We start from the raw sequence: 17,526 nt of genomic DNA, 5'->3' as shown, positions 1-17,526 counted from the left end.
CAGTTGGAAGAGGTCAGATGGTCGTTTCGCTTTCGCGCCGCGGGGAAGTCGAGCCGTTCCACGCCATGGACATCCTGGCCGAAGCCAACCGGCTGAAGGCCACCGGCGTGCCCGTGGTGTCGATGGCGGTCGGCCAGCCGTCGGATCCCGCGCCGGTCGGGGTCCGCGAGGCGGCGGCCGCGGCTCTGCGGCATGGCCGCATCGGCTACACCGACGCTTTGGGCTTGGCCGATCTGCGCAAGGCGATCGCGGGGCATTACGGCGAGCATTACGGTATCGACGTCGCGCCATCGCGCATTGCCGTCACGACCGGCTCGTCGGCCGCCTTCAACCTGGCTTTCCTGGCCATGTTCGATCCGGGCGACCGTGTCGCCATCGCCGCGCCCGGCTATCCCGCCTACCGCAACATCATGGCCGCGCTCGGTATCGAGATCGTCGAGATAGAGCTCGGCTCGGATGCCTACCTGCATGCCGAGCACCTCAAGGCCGCCCATCGCGGGAAGCCGCTGAAGGGCGTGCTGTTCGCCAGTCCCGCCAATCCGACCGGCGCGGTGATTCCGGCTGATGAGCTTGCCGCGCTGGTGAAGACGGCCGAGGAGCTCGGCATCGCCGTGATCTCCGACGAGATCTATCACAGGCTGGCCTACGCGGCGCCGGATGTCACCGCCCTGGCGCATGGCGCCGGCGTGACCGCGATCAATTCCTTCTCGAAATACTATTGTATGACCGGCTGGCGGATCGGCTGGATGGTGCTGCCGGAAGAGCTTGTGCGGCCGGTCGAGCGGATCGCCCAGAGCCTCTATATCTCGCCGCCTGAACTGTCGCAGGTCGCGGCGATCGAGGCGTTCAAGGCAACGCAGGAACTGGAAAGGGTGAAGGCGCGCTACGCCTGGAATCGCGACCTTCTGATGAAGCGCCTGCCGGAACTCGGCTTTGCGCTCGCCGCGCCGATGGACGGCGCCTTCTATGCGTTCTGCGATGTCACGCGCCACACCAACGACAGCATGGCCTTTGCGCGCAAGATGCTGGCCGAGGCGCATGTCGCGGCAACGCCCGGCCGCGATTTCGATCCGCTGCAGGGTCATCGCACCATGCGCTTTTCATATGCCGGCAGCCATGACGACATGGTCGAGGCGCTGGCGCGCATCGAACGCTGGCTGAAATAACCGCCATGCCGGAACTCGAGCAAGCACTGGCGGAAGTGGCCGCCGAAATGGCGGCGCGCACCGATCGCGGTGAGGTGGCGAGCTACATCCCGCAGTTGGGCAAGGTCGATCCGAAGAAATTCGGCATTGCCGCCGTGACCAATGACGGCCGCGTCATACTGGCCGGCGATGCCGATCAGCCCTTTTCGATCCAGAGCGTCTCGAAAGTCTTCACGCTCACGCTGGCGCTGGGCAAGGTCGGCGATGCGTTGTGGCATCGCGTCGGCCGCGAGCCATCCGGCAACCCGTTCAACTCGATCGTCCAGCTCGAGCATGAGAACGGCATCCCGCGCAATCCGTTCATCAATGCCGGCGCCATCGTCGTCTCCGACATCCTGCTCGCCGGCCATCAGCCGCGCGAGGCGATCGGCGAAATCCTGCGTTTCATCCAGTTCCTCGCCGATGACGAGACGATCATCATCGATCGCGAGGTAGCGGCATCCGAGCGCGCCACCGGCCACCGCAACTTTGCCCTGGCCAACTACATGAAATCCTTCGGCAATCTCCATCATGCTCCCGAGCTCGCGCTGGGTGTCTATTTCCACCATTGCGCGGTTGCCATGAGCTGCCGCCAGCTCGCCATGGCCGGCCGGTTTCTAGCCAATGGCGGCAGGAACCCGGCGACCGGGCATTCGGTCGTCTCGGCCGAACGGGCACGCCGCATCGGCGCACTGATGCTGACCTGCGGCCACTATGACGGTTCCGGCGATTTCGCTTTCCGCGTCGGCATCCCCGGCAAAAGCGGTGTCGGCGGCGGCATTCTCGGCATCGTGCCAGGGGTTGCTTCGCTGGCGGTGTGGTCGCCCGGACTCAACGAGAACGGCAACTCCAAGCTCGGCTCCATCGCCATGGAGAAGCTCGCCCGGATGATGAACTGGTCGATCTTCGCGCCGTAAAACAGCAAAGCGCTGGCGGCTTGCCACCCGGAACTGCGCTGAAAAGACAGTCGGCGAAAATGAAAAATCCCGCGCCTGATGGGGCGCGGGATTGTTTCAAAAGATCAGCTTAACGATCTGAAAGATCTAGAAAAAACCCTTGCGCTGCCACCAGCCGGCGCGCTTCGGCTTGTCTTCGGCCTTCGCCTCGTCGGAGACGTTCGAAGACACGACGGGAACAACCGGCGCGTCGACTGACTGTGGCTTGCGCCGCGTCGGATGGGCGTTGGTGGCAGGCTCCGCCTCGGTGGTCGCGGGAGCGGCAGCGGCCGGCTCCGGCTCGGGCTGGACAGCCGGGGGCGCGACCTGAGCCTCGGCCACAGGCTCCGATACCGTCTCGGCCGCGGCTTCCTCAGCCACCTTCTTAGCCCTCGAACGGCGGGGCTTCTTCGGCTTTTCGACCGCCTCGGCATCGTCATTAGCCGCGGCGGGAGCAGCAGGTTCCTCGGCAGGAGCAGCCATTGCCGGCTCGCTTACGTCATCCTGGCCTTCAACCGGCTCACCCTCGATGTCGCCGACAGTTTCGCCGGCAACGGCCTCCGAAGCTTCGTCTTCACGTCGGTTGCGCTTGCCGCCGCGCTTCCCGCGCCGGCGCTTCTTTCCGGAACCGTCGTCGGCAGCGGCCGCTACAGCTTCACCGCCGGCGGTTGCCTCCTCGACGGCCTCGTTCGTCGTCTCGTCGTCATCGGTTTCGCCGGCTTCCATCGGCGCCGCCGCGACGTCACCATTGTGCTCGCGGTCGCGATCCCTGCCGCCGCGCCGCCGCCGGCGCTTGCGCCGTTTGCGGTCACGGCCTTCGCCATCCTCGGACCGCTGCTGGTGCTGGCCCTGCTGCGCGTGGCGCGGCTGTTCGAGCTGGACCGAGACTTCCTCCTCCGCTTCCTCGACGACGATCTCGTCCTCGGGCTCTTCCGGCTCGACATAGGCCGGCAGGCTGCGCACCTCAACGAAGCCTTCCGGCTTCTCGGCAATGGCGCCGCGGAAGATCGCGTAGTGCTGGGTGCCGAGCGTCTCGTCAGCCTCGATCGTGATGGTCAGGCCGAAGCGGGCTTCGAGCTCCACTAGGTTGGCGCGCTTGTGGTTGAGCACATAGAGCGCGGTCGCCGACGGTGTGCGCACGATGATGTGGCTGCGCGAATCCTTGAGCAGGAATTCCTCGATCGCCCGCACGACCATCAGCGCCACGGAGGAATCGGAGCGCACATGGCCTGTGCCACCGCAATGCGGGCAAGGCTTCATGGTCGATTCCAGCACGCTGGCGCGGATGCGCTGGCGCGACATTTCCATCAGGCCGAAGTGTGAGATGCGGCCTACCTGGATACGGGCGCGGTCGTTCTTGAGGTGATCCTTCAGCCGCTTCTCGACGGAGCGGTTGTTGCGGTTCTCCTCCATGTCGATGAAGTCGATGACGATCAGGCCGGCAAGGTCGCGCAATCGCAACTGCCGCGCGACTTCCTCTGCCGCTTCCAGATTGGTGTGGAGCGCGGTCTCCTCGATCGAATGCTCCTTGGTGGAGCGGCCGGAGTTGACGTCGATCGCAACCAGCGCCTCTGTCTGGTTGATGATGATGTAGCCGCCGCTCTTCAGCGTCACCTGCGGCTGCAGCATGCGGTCGAGCTGCGCTTCGATGCCGTTGCGCACGAAGATCGGCGTGGTGTCGCGGAATGGCTGAACCACCTTGGCGTGGCTCGGCATCAGCATGCGCATGAAATCCTTGGCCTCGCGGTAGCCGTCTTCGCCGGAGACAAGGATCTCGTCGATGTCCTTGTTGTAGAGATCGCGCACCGAACGCTTGATCAGGCTGCCTTCCTCATAGACCAGGGCCGGGGCCGAGGACTGCAGCGTCAGGTTGCGGACGTTTTCCCAAAGCCGCATCAGATATTCGTAGTCGCGCTTGATCTCGGCCTTGGTGCGGCTCTCGCCGGCGGTGCGCAGGATGACGCCCATGCCCTGCGGCACGTCGAGATCGGCCACGACCTCCTTCAACCGCTTGCGGTCCTGGGCGTTGGTGATCTTGCGCGAGATGCCGCCGCCGCGCGCCGTGTTCGGCATCAGCACCGAATAGCGGCCGGCAAGCGACAGATAGGTGGTGAGCGCCGCGCCCTTGTTGCCGCGCTCTTCCTTGACCACCTGCACCAAAAGGATCTGCCGGCGTTTGATGACTTCCTGGATCTTGTACTGGCGACGCACCGGCTTGCGGCGGTTGCGGATTTCCTCGAGCGCGTCCTCGGCGCCGACCGATTCGACTTCGTGCTCGTCCGAATGCGAGGCCGAGACGTCCTCCAGCATGCCGCGATCATCGTCGCTAACGGCTGCTTCGCCGCTCTGCTGATCCGCCTGCGGCATCGCCTCGGAAATCACATCGGCATCGATGCTCGCGGCAATCGAAGTAGGGCCGCCTTCGGAAGGCTTGCCATCGTCGTTGTCCGTGGCGTCATCTCCACCAGCCTCGGCGGCGGGTCCTTCAGCCGCTTCCGATACGGCTTCGACGGCCTCGGAGGCTGTTCCGGCATTTTCTGCCGGGATAGCGGCGGTCTCGCCGGCGGCTTCCTCGCCCTCGGCAACCTCAGCGGCGGTTTCGTCAACGGCTATTGCTTCGACCGGACTTTTCTCGTTCTCCGAGGGCGCGTGCTTGTGCTCGCCGCGGTCGCGGTTCTTGCCGCCGCGCCGGCGGTTGCGCCGGCCGCCGCGGTCGCGCGCCTGCTGCTCTTCGCCGTTCTCGGTCTCCTCGTCGTCTTCGTCCTCGGCCTCCTGCGCCTCGGCGCGCAGCAGAGCCTGACGGTCGGCGACCGGGATCTGGTAATAATCGGGATGAATTTCGCTAAAGGCGAGAAAACCGTGACGGTTGCCGCCATATTCGACAAAGGCTGCCTGGAGGGACGGTTCGACGCGGGTTACGCGGGCGAGATAGATGTTTCCTTTAAGCTGCTTTTTGTCCTGGGATTCAAAGTCGAATTCTTCGATGCGGTTACCGCGAACGACAACAACGCGTGTTTCCTCCGGGTGGGAGGCGTCTATCAGCATCTTGTTGGGCATTATTTTGTTTCCTGCCGGCAGCCGACGGCCGCAGCTGGCGTGGCAATGCCCGCCGCTGTGCGCCTGTATCTGTGTGCATGCCGGGTAATTGAATGTCCGCCGGCCGCCGCTTGAGCGCAATGGCGGTGCCGCCCGCAGCCATTACGGCGCGGTTTGATGCGGACCTTTCCATGATTGCGCTTGAAGCCATCGGCACCCGGCAGAACCTTTTGAACCAAAGCCCGGGCTAAGCCGGACCAGCTTGTTTGCTCATAAAGAGCCGGCGCGGGACAATCCCGGCCGTTTTCCTCACGCAAGCGATTCCCCCGCCACGAGGGCACGCCTGCGAAAATCGTCGCGACCACCTGAGCCTGGAAGGGTAAAGGAGCCGCCTTTGCATCCAGCCTTTGGCAGGAAACTGCTGAGGCGAGCGGTTCCAGGATTGCAGTGATCCAATGTCGCTTTTATGATTTGGCGGGATGGAAGGCAACCCCGATTTCGGATGCCGGCAAAAAGCGCTTCCCCTGGGGAAGGCGCCTTCGTCCCGCTCTATGAAAGGCTTGGTTAACCTTCTCTGAATACCAATCGTTAATCGAGTTGGCGGCCTGACAGGCATTCTGCGAGAAGACCGGGCGCAATGCGTCAAACCGGGAGCGACGGATAAGAGATGGGATCGGCGGGCGCCGCAAACAAGAGAGGTGGGGCCGCCGGGCATCTCCTGCGCGTGACCTGGACTGGCTTGCTGCTGGCGGTCCTGTCCTGTTTCGCCGCCGCCGTGCACGCCGAAACCTTGCTTGGCGCGACCGGCTACAAGATGGCCGGCGACGCCGCCAAGATGCGCATCGTCGTGAATTTCGACCACGAGCCGGACGTCAAATGGTTCCTGCTGCGCGGTCCCAATCGCCTGGTCGTCGATCTGCCGCGCACGCGATTCGCGCTCGACGCCAAGGATGTGAAGCCGCGGGGTCTTGTACGGGCAGTTCGCTACGGCGATCAGGGACATGGCTCGCGCCTGATCCTCACCGGCAAGGGCCCTTTCGTCATCGACAAGCTCGACGTGCTCAAGAATGACGACGGCAGCGGCTACCGCATCGCCATCGATATGTCGGCTGCCTCCGAGCGGGAGTTCGACGAAGCTCTCGCCAACCAGTCGCTGACCACTGGTTCGACGGTTTCGACCGAAAAAGGCGAACGGGTCGGCACCGGACCGGTCTCGGCGCCCGGCCATCGCTTCACGGTGGTTATCGATCCCGGTCATGGCGGCGTCGATGGCGGCGCCGAAAGCTCCGCCGGCACGGTCGAGAAGGACGTCACGCTCGCTTTTGCCAAGGAACTGCGCGACAAGCTGGCCGCGGTCGGCAAATACGATGTCTACATGACACGGGACAACGACGTGTACCTGGCGCTCGACGAACGCGTGCGCATCGCGCGCCAGCACGAGGCCGATCTTTTGATCTCCGTCCATGCTGATACCATCGCCGTCAAAGGTCTTCGCGGCGCCACGGTCTACACGCTTTCCGACAAGGCTTCCGACCCGGAAGCCCAGGCGCTCGCCGATCGCGAGAACCTGTCCGACCAGTTCGCCGGAATGAAGATCGAGGACGACAACAAGGAAGTCACCGACATTCTGATCGACCTGATCCGCCGTGAGACCCATGGTTTCTCGATGAGCTTCGCCCACACGCTGGTCGGTCAGCTGTCGACCAGCGTCGGCATGATCAACAACCCGCAGCGCTCGGCCGGCTTCAGGGTGCTCAAGGCCCCGGACGTGCCGTCCGTCCTGGTCGAGCTCGGCTACCTCTCCAACAACAAGGACGAGGCGCAACTGCTGAACGCCGACTGGCGCGGCAAGGCGGCGCAAAGCATAACCAACGCGGTCGCCCTGTTTGCCGCCGCCAAGGTCGGAACCGCGACGGGCGGCTGACCCGCCGGAACCTGCCCGCAACCGCCGGGCACCTGCAACCGCAAGCAGCGTTGCATGACGACAACACCCGGCGTTATTATTCGGCAACCGAGTCCTCAAATTTCGCGCTGCCGTATTTTGTCCACATGGCCGCTACATGGGTTTTTCGATTGCGGATTGGGACCGCCCCGGGAAGCTTGCGCGACTGTCGGCTTCGTTTAGGAAATTCCCGAACCTCGGACTGGAGCGGGCATGATTCGTCTCATCGGCTATTTCTTTGGCATCGGCACGACGCTGGCGCTGCTGGTGGCGGCCGGTCTTGCCATCTATATCAGCCATCTGACCAAGGACCTGCCCGACTACGAGGTTCTGGCCAAATACGAACCGCCGGTGACAACGCGCATCCATGCCTCCGACGGCGCGCTGATGGCTGAATATGCGCGCGAGCGGCGTCTCTATTTGCCGATCCAGGCCATCCCGGACCGCGTCAAGGCCGCCTTCATGTCGGCCGAGGACAAGAACTTCTACAACCATCCCGGCATCGACATCACCGGCCTTGGCCGCGCCATCGTCGTCAACCTGCAGAATTTAGGTTCCGGCCGGCGCCAGGTCGGCGCCTCGACGATCACCCAGCAGGTGGCGAAGAACTTCCTGCTCTCTTCTGATCAGACCTATGAGCGCAAGATCAAGGAGATGATCCTGGCCTTCCGCATCGAGCAGGCCTATTCGAAGGACCGCATCCTCGAGCTCTATCTCAACGAAATCTTCTTCGGCTTCGGCGCCTACGGCGTCGCGGGCGCCGCGCTCACCTATTTCGACAAGTCCGTCAACGAGCTGACAGTCGCGGAAGCCGCCTATCTCGCCTCGTTGCCGAAGGGCCCGAACAACTATCACCCCTTCAAGCACGCCGACCGTGCCCTGGAGCGCCGCAACTGGGTCATCGACCAGATGGTCGAGAATGGCTACGTCACCCGCGAGGAGGGCGACAAGGCCAAGGCCGAACCGCTCGGCGTGACGCCGCGCCGCAACGGTTCCTACCTGTTTGCCGGCGAGTACTTCACCGAGGAAGTCCGCCGCCAGATCATCGCGCGCTACGGTGAGAATGCGCTTTACGAGGGCGGCCTGTCGGTGCGCACCACGCTCGATCCAAATGTCCAGCTTATCGCCCGCAAGGCGATGCAGAACGGCCTGCTCAAATACGACATGCTGCGCGGCTATCGCGGTCCGGTGACGCATATCGACGTCACCGGCGACTGGGGCGTGCCGCTCGGCAACGTGAAGGGTCTCGAGGATGTTCCGGAATGGACGCTGGCCGTCGTCCTCGACAGTTCGGCAACCGGGCTGACCATCGGCATCCAGCCGACGCGGCAGATTTCCGGCGATCTGGTCAAGGAGCGCGTCCAGGGCACCGTCAGCAAGGAGGACATGGGCTTCGCCATGCGCCACTTCGTCAACGGCAAGTCCGTCAGGGCGAAGTCTCCGGCGGAAGTGCTGGAGCCCGGCGACGTGATCTTCGTGCAGAAGAACGACGGCTCCGACAACACCTACATGCTGCGCCAGGTGCCGGAGGTCGAGGGCGGCCTCGTCGCCATGGATCCGCATACCGGCCGCGTGCTGGCCATGGTCGGCGGCTTCTCCTACGCGCAGTCGGAATTCAACCGCGCCACCCAGGCGATGCGCCAGCCCGGTTCCTCGTTCAAGCCGATCGTTTATTCGGCGGCGCTCGACAACGGCTACACGCCGGCTTCGGTGATCATGGACGGCCCGATCACCATCCAGAGCGGCAACACCACCTGGACGCCGAAGAACTATGACGGCACGGTCGCGGGCCCGGCCACCTTGCGCTCGGGCATCGAAAAGTCGCGCAATCTGATGACCGTGCGGCTGGCCAACGACATGGGCATGAAGCTGGTCGTGGAATATGCCGAGCGCTTCGGCGTCTACGATCATCTGGCGCCCTATCTGCCGATGGCGCTGGGCTCCGGCGAGACGACCGTCATGCGCATGGTGTCGGCCTATTCGATCATGGCCAATGGCGGCAAATCGATCAAACCCTCGCTGATCGACCGCATTCAGGACCGTTACGGCAAGACGGTGTTCAAGCAGGACGAGCGCGGCTGCGAAGGCTGCAACGCCACTGAGTGGAAGAACCAGACCGAGCCGGAGCTGGTCGACAATTCCGAGCAGGTGCTCGACCCGATGACGGCATATCAGATCACCTCGATGATGGAGGGCGTCGTGCAGCGCGGCACCGGCGCCACCATCGGCGAGCTCGGCCGCCACATCGCCGGCAAGACCGGCACGACCAATGACGAGAAGGACGCCTGGTTCATCGGCTTCACCCCGAACCTCGTTGTCGGCCTCTATATGGGCTATGACACGCCGCGCGGCCTTGGCCACGGCGCCACCGGCGGCGGCTTGGCGGCCCCGATCTTCAAGGACTTCATGCGCGTTGCGCTCGACGGCAAGCCGAACACCGACTTCCAGGTTCCCGACGGCATGAAGCTGATCGCAATCAACCGCAAGACCGGCATGCGTGCCGCCGAAGGCGATCCGAACACCATCATCGAGGCTTTCAAGCCTGGCACCGGTCCGGCTGACAGCTACTGGGTGATCGGCATGGGCGCGGATGGCTCGAACGGCTCGGGCGGAGCGCTGTCGCCGCAGGCTAACCAGGCCATCCAGGACGGCGGCGGCGGCCTCTACTGAGGTTGCCGGATTTGGCGATGGGCCGGCAGGGTGGTGCCGGCCCATTTCGCTTTACAGGCAGCGATGCCGTGCCTATGTATCGCGCCTATTCCGAAAAGACCGAAAAGAACAGGACCGAACCAAGAGCCATGCGCGCGGAAACGCTCAACATCGTCGACGAGATCAGGCAGGCGATAACCCTGCTGAGGAGGCATCTTTGACTGGGATCAGGCTGTAAAGCGGCTTGAATACCTGAATTCGCGCGCAGAGGAGTCCAGCCTCTGGAATGATCCCATCGAAGCGCAGAAGCTGATGCGGGAGCGCCAGGAGCTCGAGGACGGCATCGCTGCCGTCAAGGGGATGACGCAGGCGCTGGAAGACAATATCGGGCTGATCGAACTCGGCGAGGAAGAGGGCGACGACGCCATCATCGCGGAAGCGGAGGCGGCGCTGCGTTCGATGCAGGGCGAGGCGAAGGCCCGCCAGGTCGAAACGCTGCTGTCGGGCGAGGCCGACGCCAACGACACCTATCTCGAAATCCATGCCGGCGCCGGCGGCACCGAGAGCCAGGACTGGGCCTCGATGCTGCTGCGCATGTACACGCGCTGGGCTGAGCGTCGCCGCTTCAAGGTCGAGGTGCTGGAAGTCCATGACGGCGAAGAAGCTGGCATCAAGTCCGCCACCGTGATGATCAAGGGCCACAACGCCTATGGCTGGCTTAAGACGGAGTCCGGCGTCCATCGCTTGGTGCGCATTTCGCCTTACGACAGCAACGCGCGGCGCCACACCTCCTTCGCCAGCGTCTGGGTCTATCCGGTCATCGACGACTCGATCGAGATCAATGTTTCCGAATCCGACGTGCGCATCGACACCTATCGTTCCTCGGGTTCGGGCGGCCAGCACGTCAACACAACCGACTCGGCGGTGCGCATCACCCATCTGGCGACCGGCATAGCGGTCGCCTGCCAGGCCGAGCGCTCCCAGCACAAGAACCGCGCCAAGGCTTGGGAAATGCTGCGCTCGCGGCTTTACGAGGAAGAGCTGAAGAAGCGCGAGGCGGTCGCCAATGCCACCGAGGCGTCGAAGAGCGATATCGGCTGGGGCCACCAGATCCGCTCCTACGTGCTGCAGCCCTATCAGCTTGTGAAGGATCTGCGCACCGGCGTCGAAAGCACCTCGCCTTCGAGCGTGCTCGACGGCGACCTCGACGAATTCATGGAAGCCTCGCTCTCGCATCGCATCGAGGGCGGCGCAGGCGAAGCGGTGGCGGACCTCGACTAGTAGGCACCCGTTGCAGGAGCGGAGGAAGGTCGGTGTCTACGGTACTTGCGGGAAAATGCTTCTGCGGCACCGTCCACTATGAGGTTGCGGACGAATTCGTTTACGCGGCGAACTGCCATTGCTCGAACTGCCGGCGCACGACGGGCTCCGCGTTCAAGCCGTTCGCCGGTATCGAGCGCGACAAGTTCCGGCTCATCGCGGGCGAGGGCGGGCTGCTGATCTTCGGCGACGAGAGCGGCCACGACGCGCATTGCGGGCGATGCGGCTCGCTCCTCTATTCGTTGGTCCGCGACGGCGCCTACGTGCATGTCGCCATGGGCACGCTGGTCGACGAGCCGACGATACGGCCGAGCGCGCACATTTTTGTCGGGTCCAAGGCGAAGTGGTTCACAATCGCCGACGACCTGCCGCAGTATGATGAGCACGTTCCCGACTGAACGTCTGGAACCAGCTTGAGCCGAATCTCGTTGTCGGGCACCAGATCCGCGCGGCTAACCGCTCATTAACCAAGCCGACGCACGATTCTGGATGGCAGAGGTTGGCGTGAAGCGCGGCATTGCCGTTGCAAGCGGATGCTTGCGCCAGCCAGGGAATCAGACCAGCCTTCGGGCTGGGTAAAAAGCATTTATGGCCGGATGCGGCATATCTGCGACCGACGATCCGGCCACTGGGAAGACACGTTCCGGGAACGGGCAAGCGAAAACGCTTGATGCTCGAAAGGAACGCTTCGATGTCTGCTGCCATATCAAGATCGGCCCAAGCCGTTCGACCGGCTGGCCGACTTTTGTTCTCCCTGTTCGCCGTTGGAGCGATCGCGGCGCTGGCGCCGCCGGCTGCTGCGCACGATGCCCAGCCCACGGCGGCCATGCCGCAAGGCTGGAAATATCCCTTTGCCTGTTGTGCCAACTACGATTGCAAGGAGGTGCCGCAGTCATCGATCAGCGAGCGGCCCGAGGGCTACGTCATAAAGGGTACGGGCGAAGTGGTGGCTTATGCCGACAAGCGGGTCAAGAATTCGCCCGACGGCGAGTACCACTGGTGTGCGCACCAGGCCGGGCTCGACGCCGGCAAGACCATCTGCCTGTTCGTGCCGCCTCCCTCTTACTAGGGCTCTGAACCTGCCGCGGAAGGCGAGGCGCTGGGGCTCGATCCACGGCAGGAGAAGGCTGCCGACTTTGCTGACAGACGGTTGTCAGGACGGTTTCTTTATGTTGCCTTGCACCGAGCAATTCCAGGAAAAGTGCGTAGCGGTTTTCCGTCCGGAATTGCGTGAATCCAAAGTGCGCAATTCCAGGAAAAGTGCGTAGCGGTTTTCCGTCCGGAATTGCGTGAAACTAAGGGCGCGGCGGACAACGGAGAGGTTGAGTCCATGACCATCAGGGGAAGCTGTCACTGCAAGGCGACAACCTTCGAGGTTGCCGAGGCGCCGCGGACGGTGACGCAATGCACATGCTCGTTCTGCTCGAAGCGGGGCTCGTTATGGGCCTATTATGTGCCGTCGCAATTCAAGCTGACGAGCCCGCCGGAGAATGTCTCCTTCTATCGCTGGGGCTCAAAGACGGTGAAGCATGGTTTCTGCGCCATTTGCGGCTGCGGCACCTTCACCGAGACGCCTGATTGGTCGACCGGAGAGCCGGATTTCGACAACCCGAAGATCAGCGTCAATTCGCGCCTGTTCGATGATTTCGACCTGGACAAGGTCGAGGTGGTGGTCATCGACGGCAAGAATTTGTGGTAGAGCCGACACGGGAGCCACCGCTGGACTTTACCGGCGGCATTCCCGTTCCGTTTTTCGCCGCATTTCATGCTACAAGGCTGCGGAAGGGCTGATTTGGCGCGGTCGCAAAGGCCGCGAATTGGAGAGGGACCAATCTCATGAAGAAGACTGTGCTCGTCGCCGTGGCGACGGCTCTATTGGTGAGCGCCTGCACCACCACCGATCCGTATACCGGCGACCAGAAGATCTCCAACACGGCGGCCGGTGCCGGCCTCGGCGCCCTGGCAGGTGCCAGCCTTGGCCTGCTGGCCGGTGGCAATGACCGCCGCAACGCGTTGATCGGCGCCGGCATCGGCGCGCTCGCCGGCGGCGCGATCGGCGCGACGATGGACCAGAACGAGGCCGAGCTTCGCCGCCAATTGCAGGGCACCGGCGTCAGCGTTACCCGCAGCGGCGACCAGATCATCCTCAACATGCCGTCCGACATCACCTTCAATGTCGACCAGGACGCGGTGAAGCCGGGCTTCTATCCGGTGCTGAATTCGGTCGCGCTGGTGCTGAAGAAATTCCGCCAGACCACTGTGGACGTGTTCGGCCACACCGATTCGACCGGCGGCGACGAGCACAATTTCGACCTGTCGCAGCGTCGCGCGCTTGCCGTCGCCAACTACCTGTCCGGCCAGGGCGTCGATCAGCGCCGCTTCGCCGTCACCGGCTTCGGCAAGACCCGCCCGATCGCATCCAATGCGACCGCCGCCGGCCGCGAGCAGAACCGCCGCGTCGAAATCCAGCTGTCGCCGCTCACCTGAGAAAACGGCGCGCAGAGGCGCAATTACATCAAGACAAACGGCTCCGAAGGGGGCCGTTTTTTGTTTGAAATGGTCCAAAGATGGGTCGAAGGCCCTGGACATTAGTTTGTTCTAATTAATGCTTTTCCAGAACCGGGGAAAGGACTAACATTCTGCTGTTCCAGAGGGGATGGGGCGGTCAATCGGCCGCGCAATCAACATCTACCGCCCCGGTCTTGCACGGCCAGATCAAGAGAATCTGGGAGGAATGCATGACAAGAACAGCTCGCTTGGGGCGCTGCGGCGTCCTCGTTTTGACATGTCTTATCGGCACATCGTTCGGGCTCGCTTCGGCCCGGGCAGAGGACGCCAACAAGGCCGACATTGAAGCCTTGAAGAAATCGCTGGCCAAGTATGAAGATTACACCGCCGCTGTTCGCGACCTCTATTTGTCGACCGTCGGCTGCATCCACTATGGCGGCGAGAAGATAGACGGCGCTATGTACTATCAGAAGGGCGCGATGGGCATCCATTTCGTCAACGTTCCGAGCGTCGGCAAGCCGCTCGACCCGATGAAGCCCAACGTCCTGATCTACGAGCCGACCAAGAAAGGCTTGAAGCTGGTCGGGGTGGAATGGCTGGTGCCGCTGACGCCGGACACCAAGGAGGTGCCGACGCTGTTCGGGCAGAAATTCATGGGGCCGATGGAAGGCCACTACCCGCTCATTCCGAGGGAGTTCGTCCATTACGACCTGCATGCATGGCTGTTCAGGGACAATCCGAACGGCATGTTCAGCCCGACGAACCCGAACGTGAAATGCAGCAAGGCCGAGTTCCCGATGCTTGAGAAGCCGACCAAGATGATGCCGGGTCCGATGTAGGCATCGCCTTTGGCTGGATTGCTTCAGGCGAAGCCAAAAACGAAACGGCCCCGTGTGGGGCCGTTTTCAATTCAGGCTACCCTGATATCGGCTTCAGACCTTCGCGACGATCCGCATGAAGGCCGGCACGTCGTCGCCGAAGCCGACGGTTGCGTCGTCTTCTTCTTGACGATGGCGGCCGGGGCGGTCGCGCTGCGGACGGGCGTCGCCGCGCTGCTCGTGACGGCTGCCAGGGCCCTTGCGCTCGTTCTCGGAACGGATCGCGTCCTTGCGGGCGCGGCGCTCGGCGATGTCGGCCACTTCGGCGACAGGCTGTTCCTCACGCGGGGCGTCGGGCGTCTCGTCGCGCTTGGCGTGACGGTCCTTCTTGCGCTCGCCCCGATCCTTGCGGTCCTCGTCCTTGCGGCCGGCGCGACGCGGGGCGCCGCGGCCGCGGCGCGGCTGCTCCTCGCCCTCGCTCTCGGTCACGGTCGACAGGTCGCCGTCATGCCACTCGATCTTGGTGCCGATCAGCCTCTCGATGGCGTCGACATATTTGGTGTCGGAGCGGGTGGCGATGGTGAAGGACTTGCCTGCGCGTCCGGCGCGGCCGGTGCGGCCGATGCGGTGGACGTAATCCTCGGCGTGGATGGGCACGTCATAATTGAAGACATGGCTGACATCGGGAATGTCGAGACCGCGCGCTGCGACGTCCGAGGCAACGAGGTAGCGCAGCTTGCCGTCGCGGAAATTGGCGAGCATCTGCATGCGGGCGCGCTGGTCCATGTCGCCATGCAGCGCGCCGGCATCGAAATCATGCTTCAACAGCGAGCGGAACAGCTCCGACACCTCGACCTTGCGGTTGCAGAAGATGATGGCGTTCTTCAGATCGGCGTCTTCGGCCTTTATCAGATTGCGCAGCGTCTCGCGCTTTTCCCAGGGTTTCGAGCCGGACTTGACCAGCCGCTGCGTGATGCTGGTTGCCGTGGAGGCGGCCTTCGAAACCTCGACGCGCACCGGCGCGTGCAGGAACTTCTCGGTGAGCTTGGTGATCTCCGGCGGCATGGTCGCCGAGAAGAACAGCGTCTGGCGCGTAAACGGGATCATCTCGCAGATGCGCTCGATATCGGGAATGAAGCCCATGTCGAGCATGCGGTCGGCCTCGTCGATGACGAGGATCTCGACGCCGTTGAGCAGAAGCTTGCCGCGCTCGCGGTGGTCGAGCAGGCGGCCGGGCGTCGCGATCAGCACGTCGGCGCCGCGCTCGAGCTTCTTGTCCTGTTCGTCGAAGGAGACGCCTCCGATCAGCAGCGCGATATTGAGCTTGTGGTTCTTGCCGTATTTGATGAAGTTTTCCTCGACCTGCGCGGCGAGCTCACGGGTCGGTTCGAGGATCAGCGTGCGCGGCATGCGGGCTCGCGCCCGGCCCTTTTCCAGGCGCGTCAGCATCGGCAGCACGAACGAAGCGGTCTTGCCGGTGCCGGTCTGGGCGATACCCAGCACGTCCTTGCCGAGAAGCGCATGCGGGATGGCGCCGGCCTGGATCGGCGTCGGCGTGGTGTAGCCGGCATCGGTGACCGCGGAGAGAACCTTCGGCGACAAGCCGAGGTCTGAGAATGTCAACGCTTCTTGAGCGATCGTGGTGTCTGAGGACAAGTGTTTGTTGTCTTTGTTGGTTGGGAAAATCGCGACACAGTAGCCGCGGCAGGCGCCGCGCGCCTGCAAGATCGGTGTTGCAGTTAGGCGCAAGCCCTCGATTTGTCAACAGAAACGGACCGAAATACAGCGATTGTGAAGCCGTAACCTTAATCGCGATGCTTAGCGCGTCGCGCTGAACCGGTTTGAGGCTCCGCGCTTTACATCTTTGCTTGATCACGCCGTATGCCCAAAACCGTTGCGCGCTTTTGGGCGATATGCATTGATCGAAACAATATCCTTGCGCCGGCTCAGTAGCGGAACTGCTCGGCAAGGATACGCTCGTTCCAGGAATGGTTCGGATCGAACAGCAAAGTTGCCGTCGCGGTCGGCGATTCCCGCACGGTGACGGAAGCCACGGCCTTGACCTCGGTGTGGTCGGCGGCGGCATTCACCGGGCGCTTTTCGGCTTCCAGGATGTCGAAGCGCACCGTCGCCTTGTTGGACAGCAGCGCGCCGCGCCAGCGGCGCGGCCGGAAAGGACTGACCGGCGTCAGCGCCAGAAGCGGCGCATCGAGCGGCAGGATCGGCCCATGCGCCGACAGATTGTAGGCGGTGGAACCGGCGGGCGTCGCGATCATCACGCCGTCGCAGTTCAGCTCCTCCAGCCGCACCTGGCCGTCGACGGTGATGCGGATCTTCGCCGTCTGATAGGATTGGCGCCACAGCGCCACCTCGTTGATGGCCGGCGCCGAAATCGTTTCGCCGTCATGCGTCACGGCGACCATTTCCAGCGGCCGGATCGTCTCGGAGACGGCGTTGGCGATCCGTTCCTCGAGGCCGCCGGCGCGATATTCATTCATCAGGAAGCCGATGGTGCCACGGTTCATGCCGTAGACCTTCTTGCCCGTGCTCATCGTCTCGCGCAGCGTCTGCAGAAGAAAGCCGTCGCCGCCGAGCGCGATGATGATCTCGGCATCCGCGACAGGCACCTGTCCATAGCGCGCGGACAGGCTTTCCAACGCCGCGCGGGCGTCGTCGGTGTCGGAAGAAACGAAGGCGAAACGGCTGGCGGTTTTGCTCATGGCTCCCGGAGGGCGACCGTCTGCGGGGCCGCGCCGGCGACGGCGTAGCATGCGGCGCCCACATCTGTGAAGGGTGCGCCAGCTGGCGGTCACACCCGACAATCGCGCTTCGTGACAGCCGCGACATGAATGTGATGGCTGCTATGGTTAAGGCGAAGCTTAAACACTCGTAAAGCCGGATCGATCATGTTAGCCGACAGTGGATGGGTTGGCGGGGGCTAGCCAGTCGAGAGACCTGTCTATTGCCGGTAACGCGTCTGATCATAGTCTTCCTGATGATGGGAAGTTTCGCGCTGATGTTCGCCGAGCTGGTGCGTCATTCCGAAGAGATGAGCCAGCGGCCGCAGCCGACAGCTTCCCGCTGCGGCGACGCCACGGGAACACTTTGCCCGCAAAGGGCGCTGTAGGCTTCGC

At 63.4% G+C, this 17,526-nt stretch carries 15 protein-coding genes; 12 read left to right on the top strand and 3 right to left on the bottom strand.

The annotated features are described in order from the left end of the window. Window positions 1-17: 17 nt before the first annotated feature. A complete protein-coding gene (locus LB520_RS21525; RefSeq protein WP_224639058.1) occupies window positions 18-1,166 on the top strand; it encodes a pyridoxal phosphate-dependent aminotransferase in 1,149 nt (382 codons plus the stop codon). A 5-nt stretch (window positions 1,167-1,171) separates the two neighbouring features. Next, window positions 1,172-2,101 carry a glutaminase gene (locus LB520_RS21520; RefSeq protein WP_224639056.1) on the top strand — a complete coding sequence of 310 codons (930 nt, stop codon included), beginning with the start codon at window positions 1,172-1,174 and terminating at the stop codon, window positions 2,099-2,101. Between the two features lie 126 nt (window positions 2,102-2,227). Here the strand turns inward: LB520_RS21520 and LB520_RS21515 are convergent, their stop codons facing one another. Then, window positions 2,228-5,176 (bottom strand): ribonuclease E/G, encoded by a 2,949-nt coding sequence (locus LB520_RS21515; protein ID WP_224639054.1) that lies wholly within the window; start codon window positions 5,174-5,176, stop codon window positions 2,228-2,230. Window positions 5,177-5,268: 92 nt separating this feature from the next. On the opposite strand from LB520_RS21515, the gene LB520_RS21510 reads away from it, so the two are divergent. The 9 genes from LB520_RS21510 to LB520_RS21470 all read left to right on the top strand — a co-directional run bounded on the left by LB520_RS21510 (window position 5,269) and on the right by LB520_RS21470 (window position 14,413). After that, window positions 5,269-5,406, top strand: coding sequence for a hypothetical protein (locus LB520_RS21510; protein WP_176477023.1), 138 nt, complete (start codon window positions 5,269-5,271; stop codon window positions 5,404-5,406). Window positions 5,407-5,822: 416 nt separating this feature from the next. Next, window positions 5,823-7,079 carry an N-acetylmuramoyl-L-alanine amidase gene (locus tag LB520_RS21505; protein ID WP_263483789.1) on the top strand — a complete coding sequence of 419 codons (1,257 nt, stop codon included), beginning with the start codon at window positions 5,823-5,825 and terminating at the stop codon, window positions 7,077-7,079. A 231-nt stretch (window positions 7,080-7,310) separates the two neighbouring features. Continuing rightward, the gene (locus tag LB520_RS21500) at window positions 7,311-9,767 is read left to right on the top strand and encodes a penicillin-binding protein 1A (RefSeq protein ID WP_140842825.1); all 2,457 of its coding nucleotides are present in this window, start codon (window positions 7,311-7,313) and stop codon (window positions 9,765-9,767) included. A gap of 128 nt (window positions 9,768-9,895) precedes the next feature. Then, a protein-coding gene (prfB, locus tag LB520_RS21495; protein ID WP_224630413.1) for a peptide chain release factor 2 occupies window positions 9,896-11,027 on the top strand; the annotation gives its coding sequence in 2 pieces (ribosomal slippage) (window positions 9,896-9,961 and window positions 9,963-11,027; 1,131 coding nt in all). A 32-nt stretch (window positions 11,028-11,059) separates the two neighbouring features. Continuing rightward, the gene (locus tag LB520_RS21490) at window positions 11,060-11,464 is read left to right on the top strand and encodes a GFA family protein (protein ID WP_224639040.1); all 405 of its coding nucleotides are present in this window, start codon (window positions 11,060-11,062) and stop codon (window positions 11,462-11,464) included. A gap of 293 nt (window positions 11,465-11,757) precedes the next feature. Beyond that, window positions 11,758-12,135, top strand: a complete 378-nt coding sequence (locus LB520_RS21485; RefSeq protein WP_095767886.1) for a hypothetical protein — start codon at window positions 11,758-11,760, stop codon at window positions 12,133-12,135. A gap of 261 nt (window positions 12,136-12,396) precedes the next feature. Continuing rightward, window positions 12,397-12,765: a GFA family protein gene (locus LB520_RS21480; protein ID WP_095767598.1), complete on the top strand. Its 369-nt coding sequence runs from the start codon at window positions 12,397-12,399 to the stop codon at window positions 12,763-12,765. A gap of 137 nt (window positions 12,766-12,902) precedes the next feature. Further along, complete coding sequence (locus LB520_RS21475; protein ID WP_027170410.1) at window positions 12,903-13,553, top strand: OmpA family protein; 651 nt, start codon at window positions 12,903-12,905, stop codon at window positions 13,551-13,553. A gap of 251 nt (window positions 13,554-13,804) precedes the next feature. Then, on the top strand, window positions 13,805-14,413 hold the full coding sequence (locus tag LB520_RS21470; RefSeq protein WP_224532353.1) for a hypothetical protein: 609 nt from the start codon (window positions 13,805-13,807) through the stop codon (window positions 14,411-14,413). A gap of 93 nt (window positions 14,414-14,506) precedes the next feature. Here the strand turns inward: LB520_RS21470 and LB520_RS21465 are convergent, their stop codons facing one another. Both LB520_RS21465 and LB520_RS21460 read right to left on the bottom strand, forming a co-directional pair. Beyond that, a complete protein-coding gene (locus LB520_RS21465; protein WP_224639038.1) occupies window positions 14,507-16,048 on the bottom strand; it encodes a DEAD/DEAH box helicase in 1,542 nt (513 codons plus the stop codon). Between the two features lie 290 nt (window positions 16,049-16,338). After that, a complete protein-coding gene (locus tag LB520_RS21460; RefSeq protein WP_224639036.1) occupies window positions 16,339-17,112 on the bottom strand; it encodes an NAD kinase in 774 nt (257 codons plus the stop codon). Between the two features lie 242 nt (window positions 17,113-17,354). Between LB520_RS21460 and LB520_RS21455 the strand changes: the two genes are divergently transcribed. Next, window positions 17,355-17,519 (top strand): hypothetical protein, encoded by a 165-nt coding sequence (locus LB520_RS21455; RefSeq protein ID WP_224532355.1) that lies wholly within the window; start codon window positions 17,355-17,357, stop codon window positions 17,517-17,519. Window positions 17,520-17,526: the final 7 nt, after the last annotated feature.

The organism is Mesorhizobium sp. CA12 (genome assembly GCF_020165255.1).
Lineage (GTDB): Bacteria > Pseudomonadota > Alphaproteobacteria > Rhizobiales > Rhizobiaceae > Mesorhizobium.
This window is presented reverse-complemented; position numbering and strand designations above follow the sequence as displayed.

Bases quoted from the DNA above. Each gene is read 5' to 3' on its own strand.
- LB520_RS21525 (WP_224639058.1), top strand. From the start codon at position 18: ATGGTCGTTTCGCTTTCGCGCCGCGGGGAAGTCGAGCCGTTCCACGCC.
- LB520_RS21520 (WP_224639056.1), top strand. From the start codon at position 1,172: ATGCCGGAACTCGAGCAAGCACTGGCGGAAGTGGCCGCCGAAATGGCG.
- LB520_RS21515 (WP_224639054.1), bottom strand. From the start codon at position 5,176: ATGCCCAACAAGATGCTGATAGACGCCTCCCACCCGGAGGAAACACGC.
- LB520_RS21510 (WP_176477023.1), top strand. From the start codon at position 5,269: ATGTCCGCCGGCCGCCGCTTGAGCGCAATGGCGGTGCCGCCCGCAGCC.
- LB520_RS21505 (WP_263483789.1), top strand. From the start codon at position 5,823: ATGGGATCGGCGGGCGCCGCAAACAAGAGAGGTGGGGCCGCCGGGCAT.
- LB520_RS21500 (WP_140842825.1), top strand. From the start codon at position 7,311: ATGATTCGTCTCATCGGCTATTTCTTTGGCATCGGCACGACGCTGGCG.
- LB520_RS21485 (WP_095767886.1), top strand. From the start codon at position 11,758: ATGTCTGCTGCCATATCAAGATCGGCCCAAGCCGTTCGACCGGCTGGC.
- LB520_RS21480 (WP_095767598.1), top strand. From the start codon at position 12,397: ATGACCATCAGGGGAAGCTGTCACTGCAAGGCGACAACCTTCGAGGTT.
- LB520_RS21475 (WP_027170410.1), top strand. From the start codon at position 12,903: ATGAAGAAGACTGTGCTCGTCGCCGTGGCGACGGCTCTATTGGTGAGC.
- LB520_RS21470 (WP_224532353.1), top strand. From the start codon at position 13,805: ATGACAAGAACAGCTCGCTTGGGGCGCTGCGGCGTCCTCGTTTTGACA.
- LB520_RS21460 (WP_224639036.1), bottom strand. From the start codon at position 17,112: ATGAGCAAAACCGCCAGCCGTTTCGCCTTCGTTTCTTCCGACACCGAC.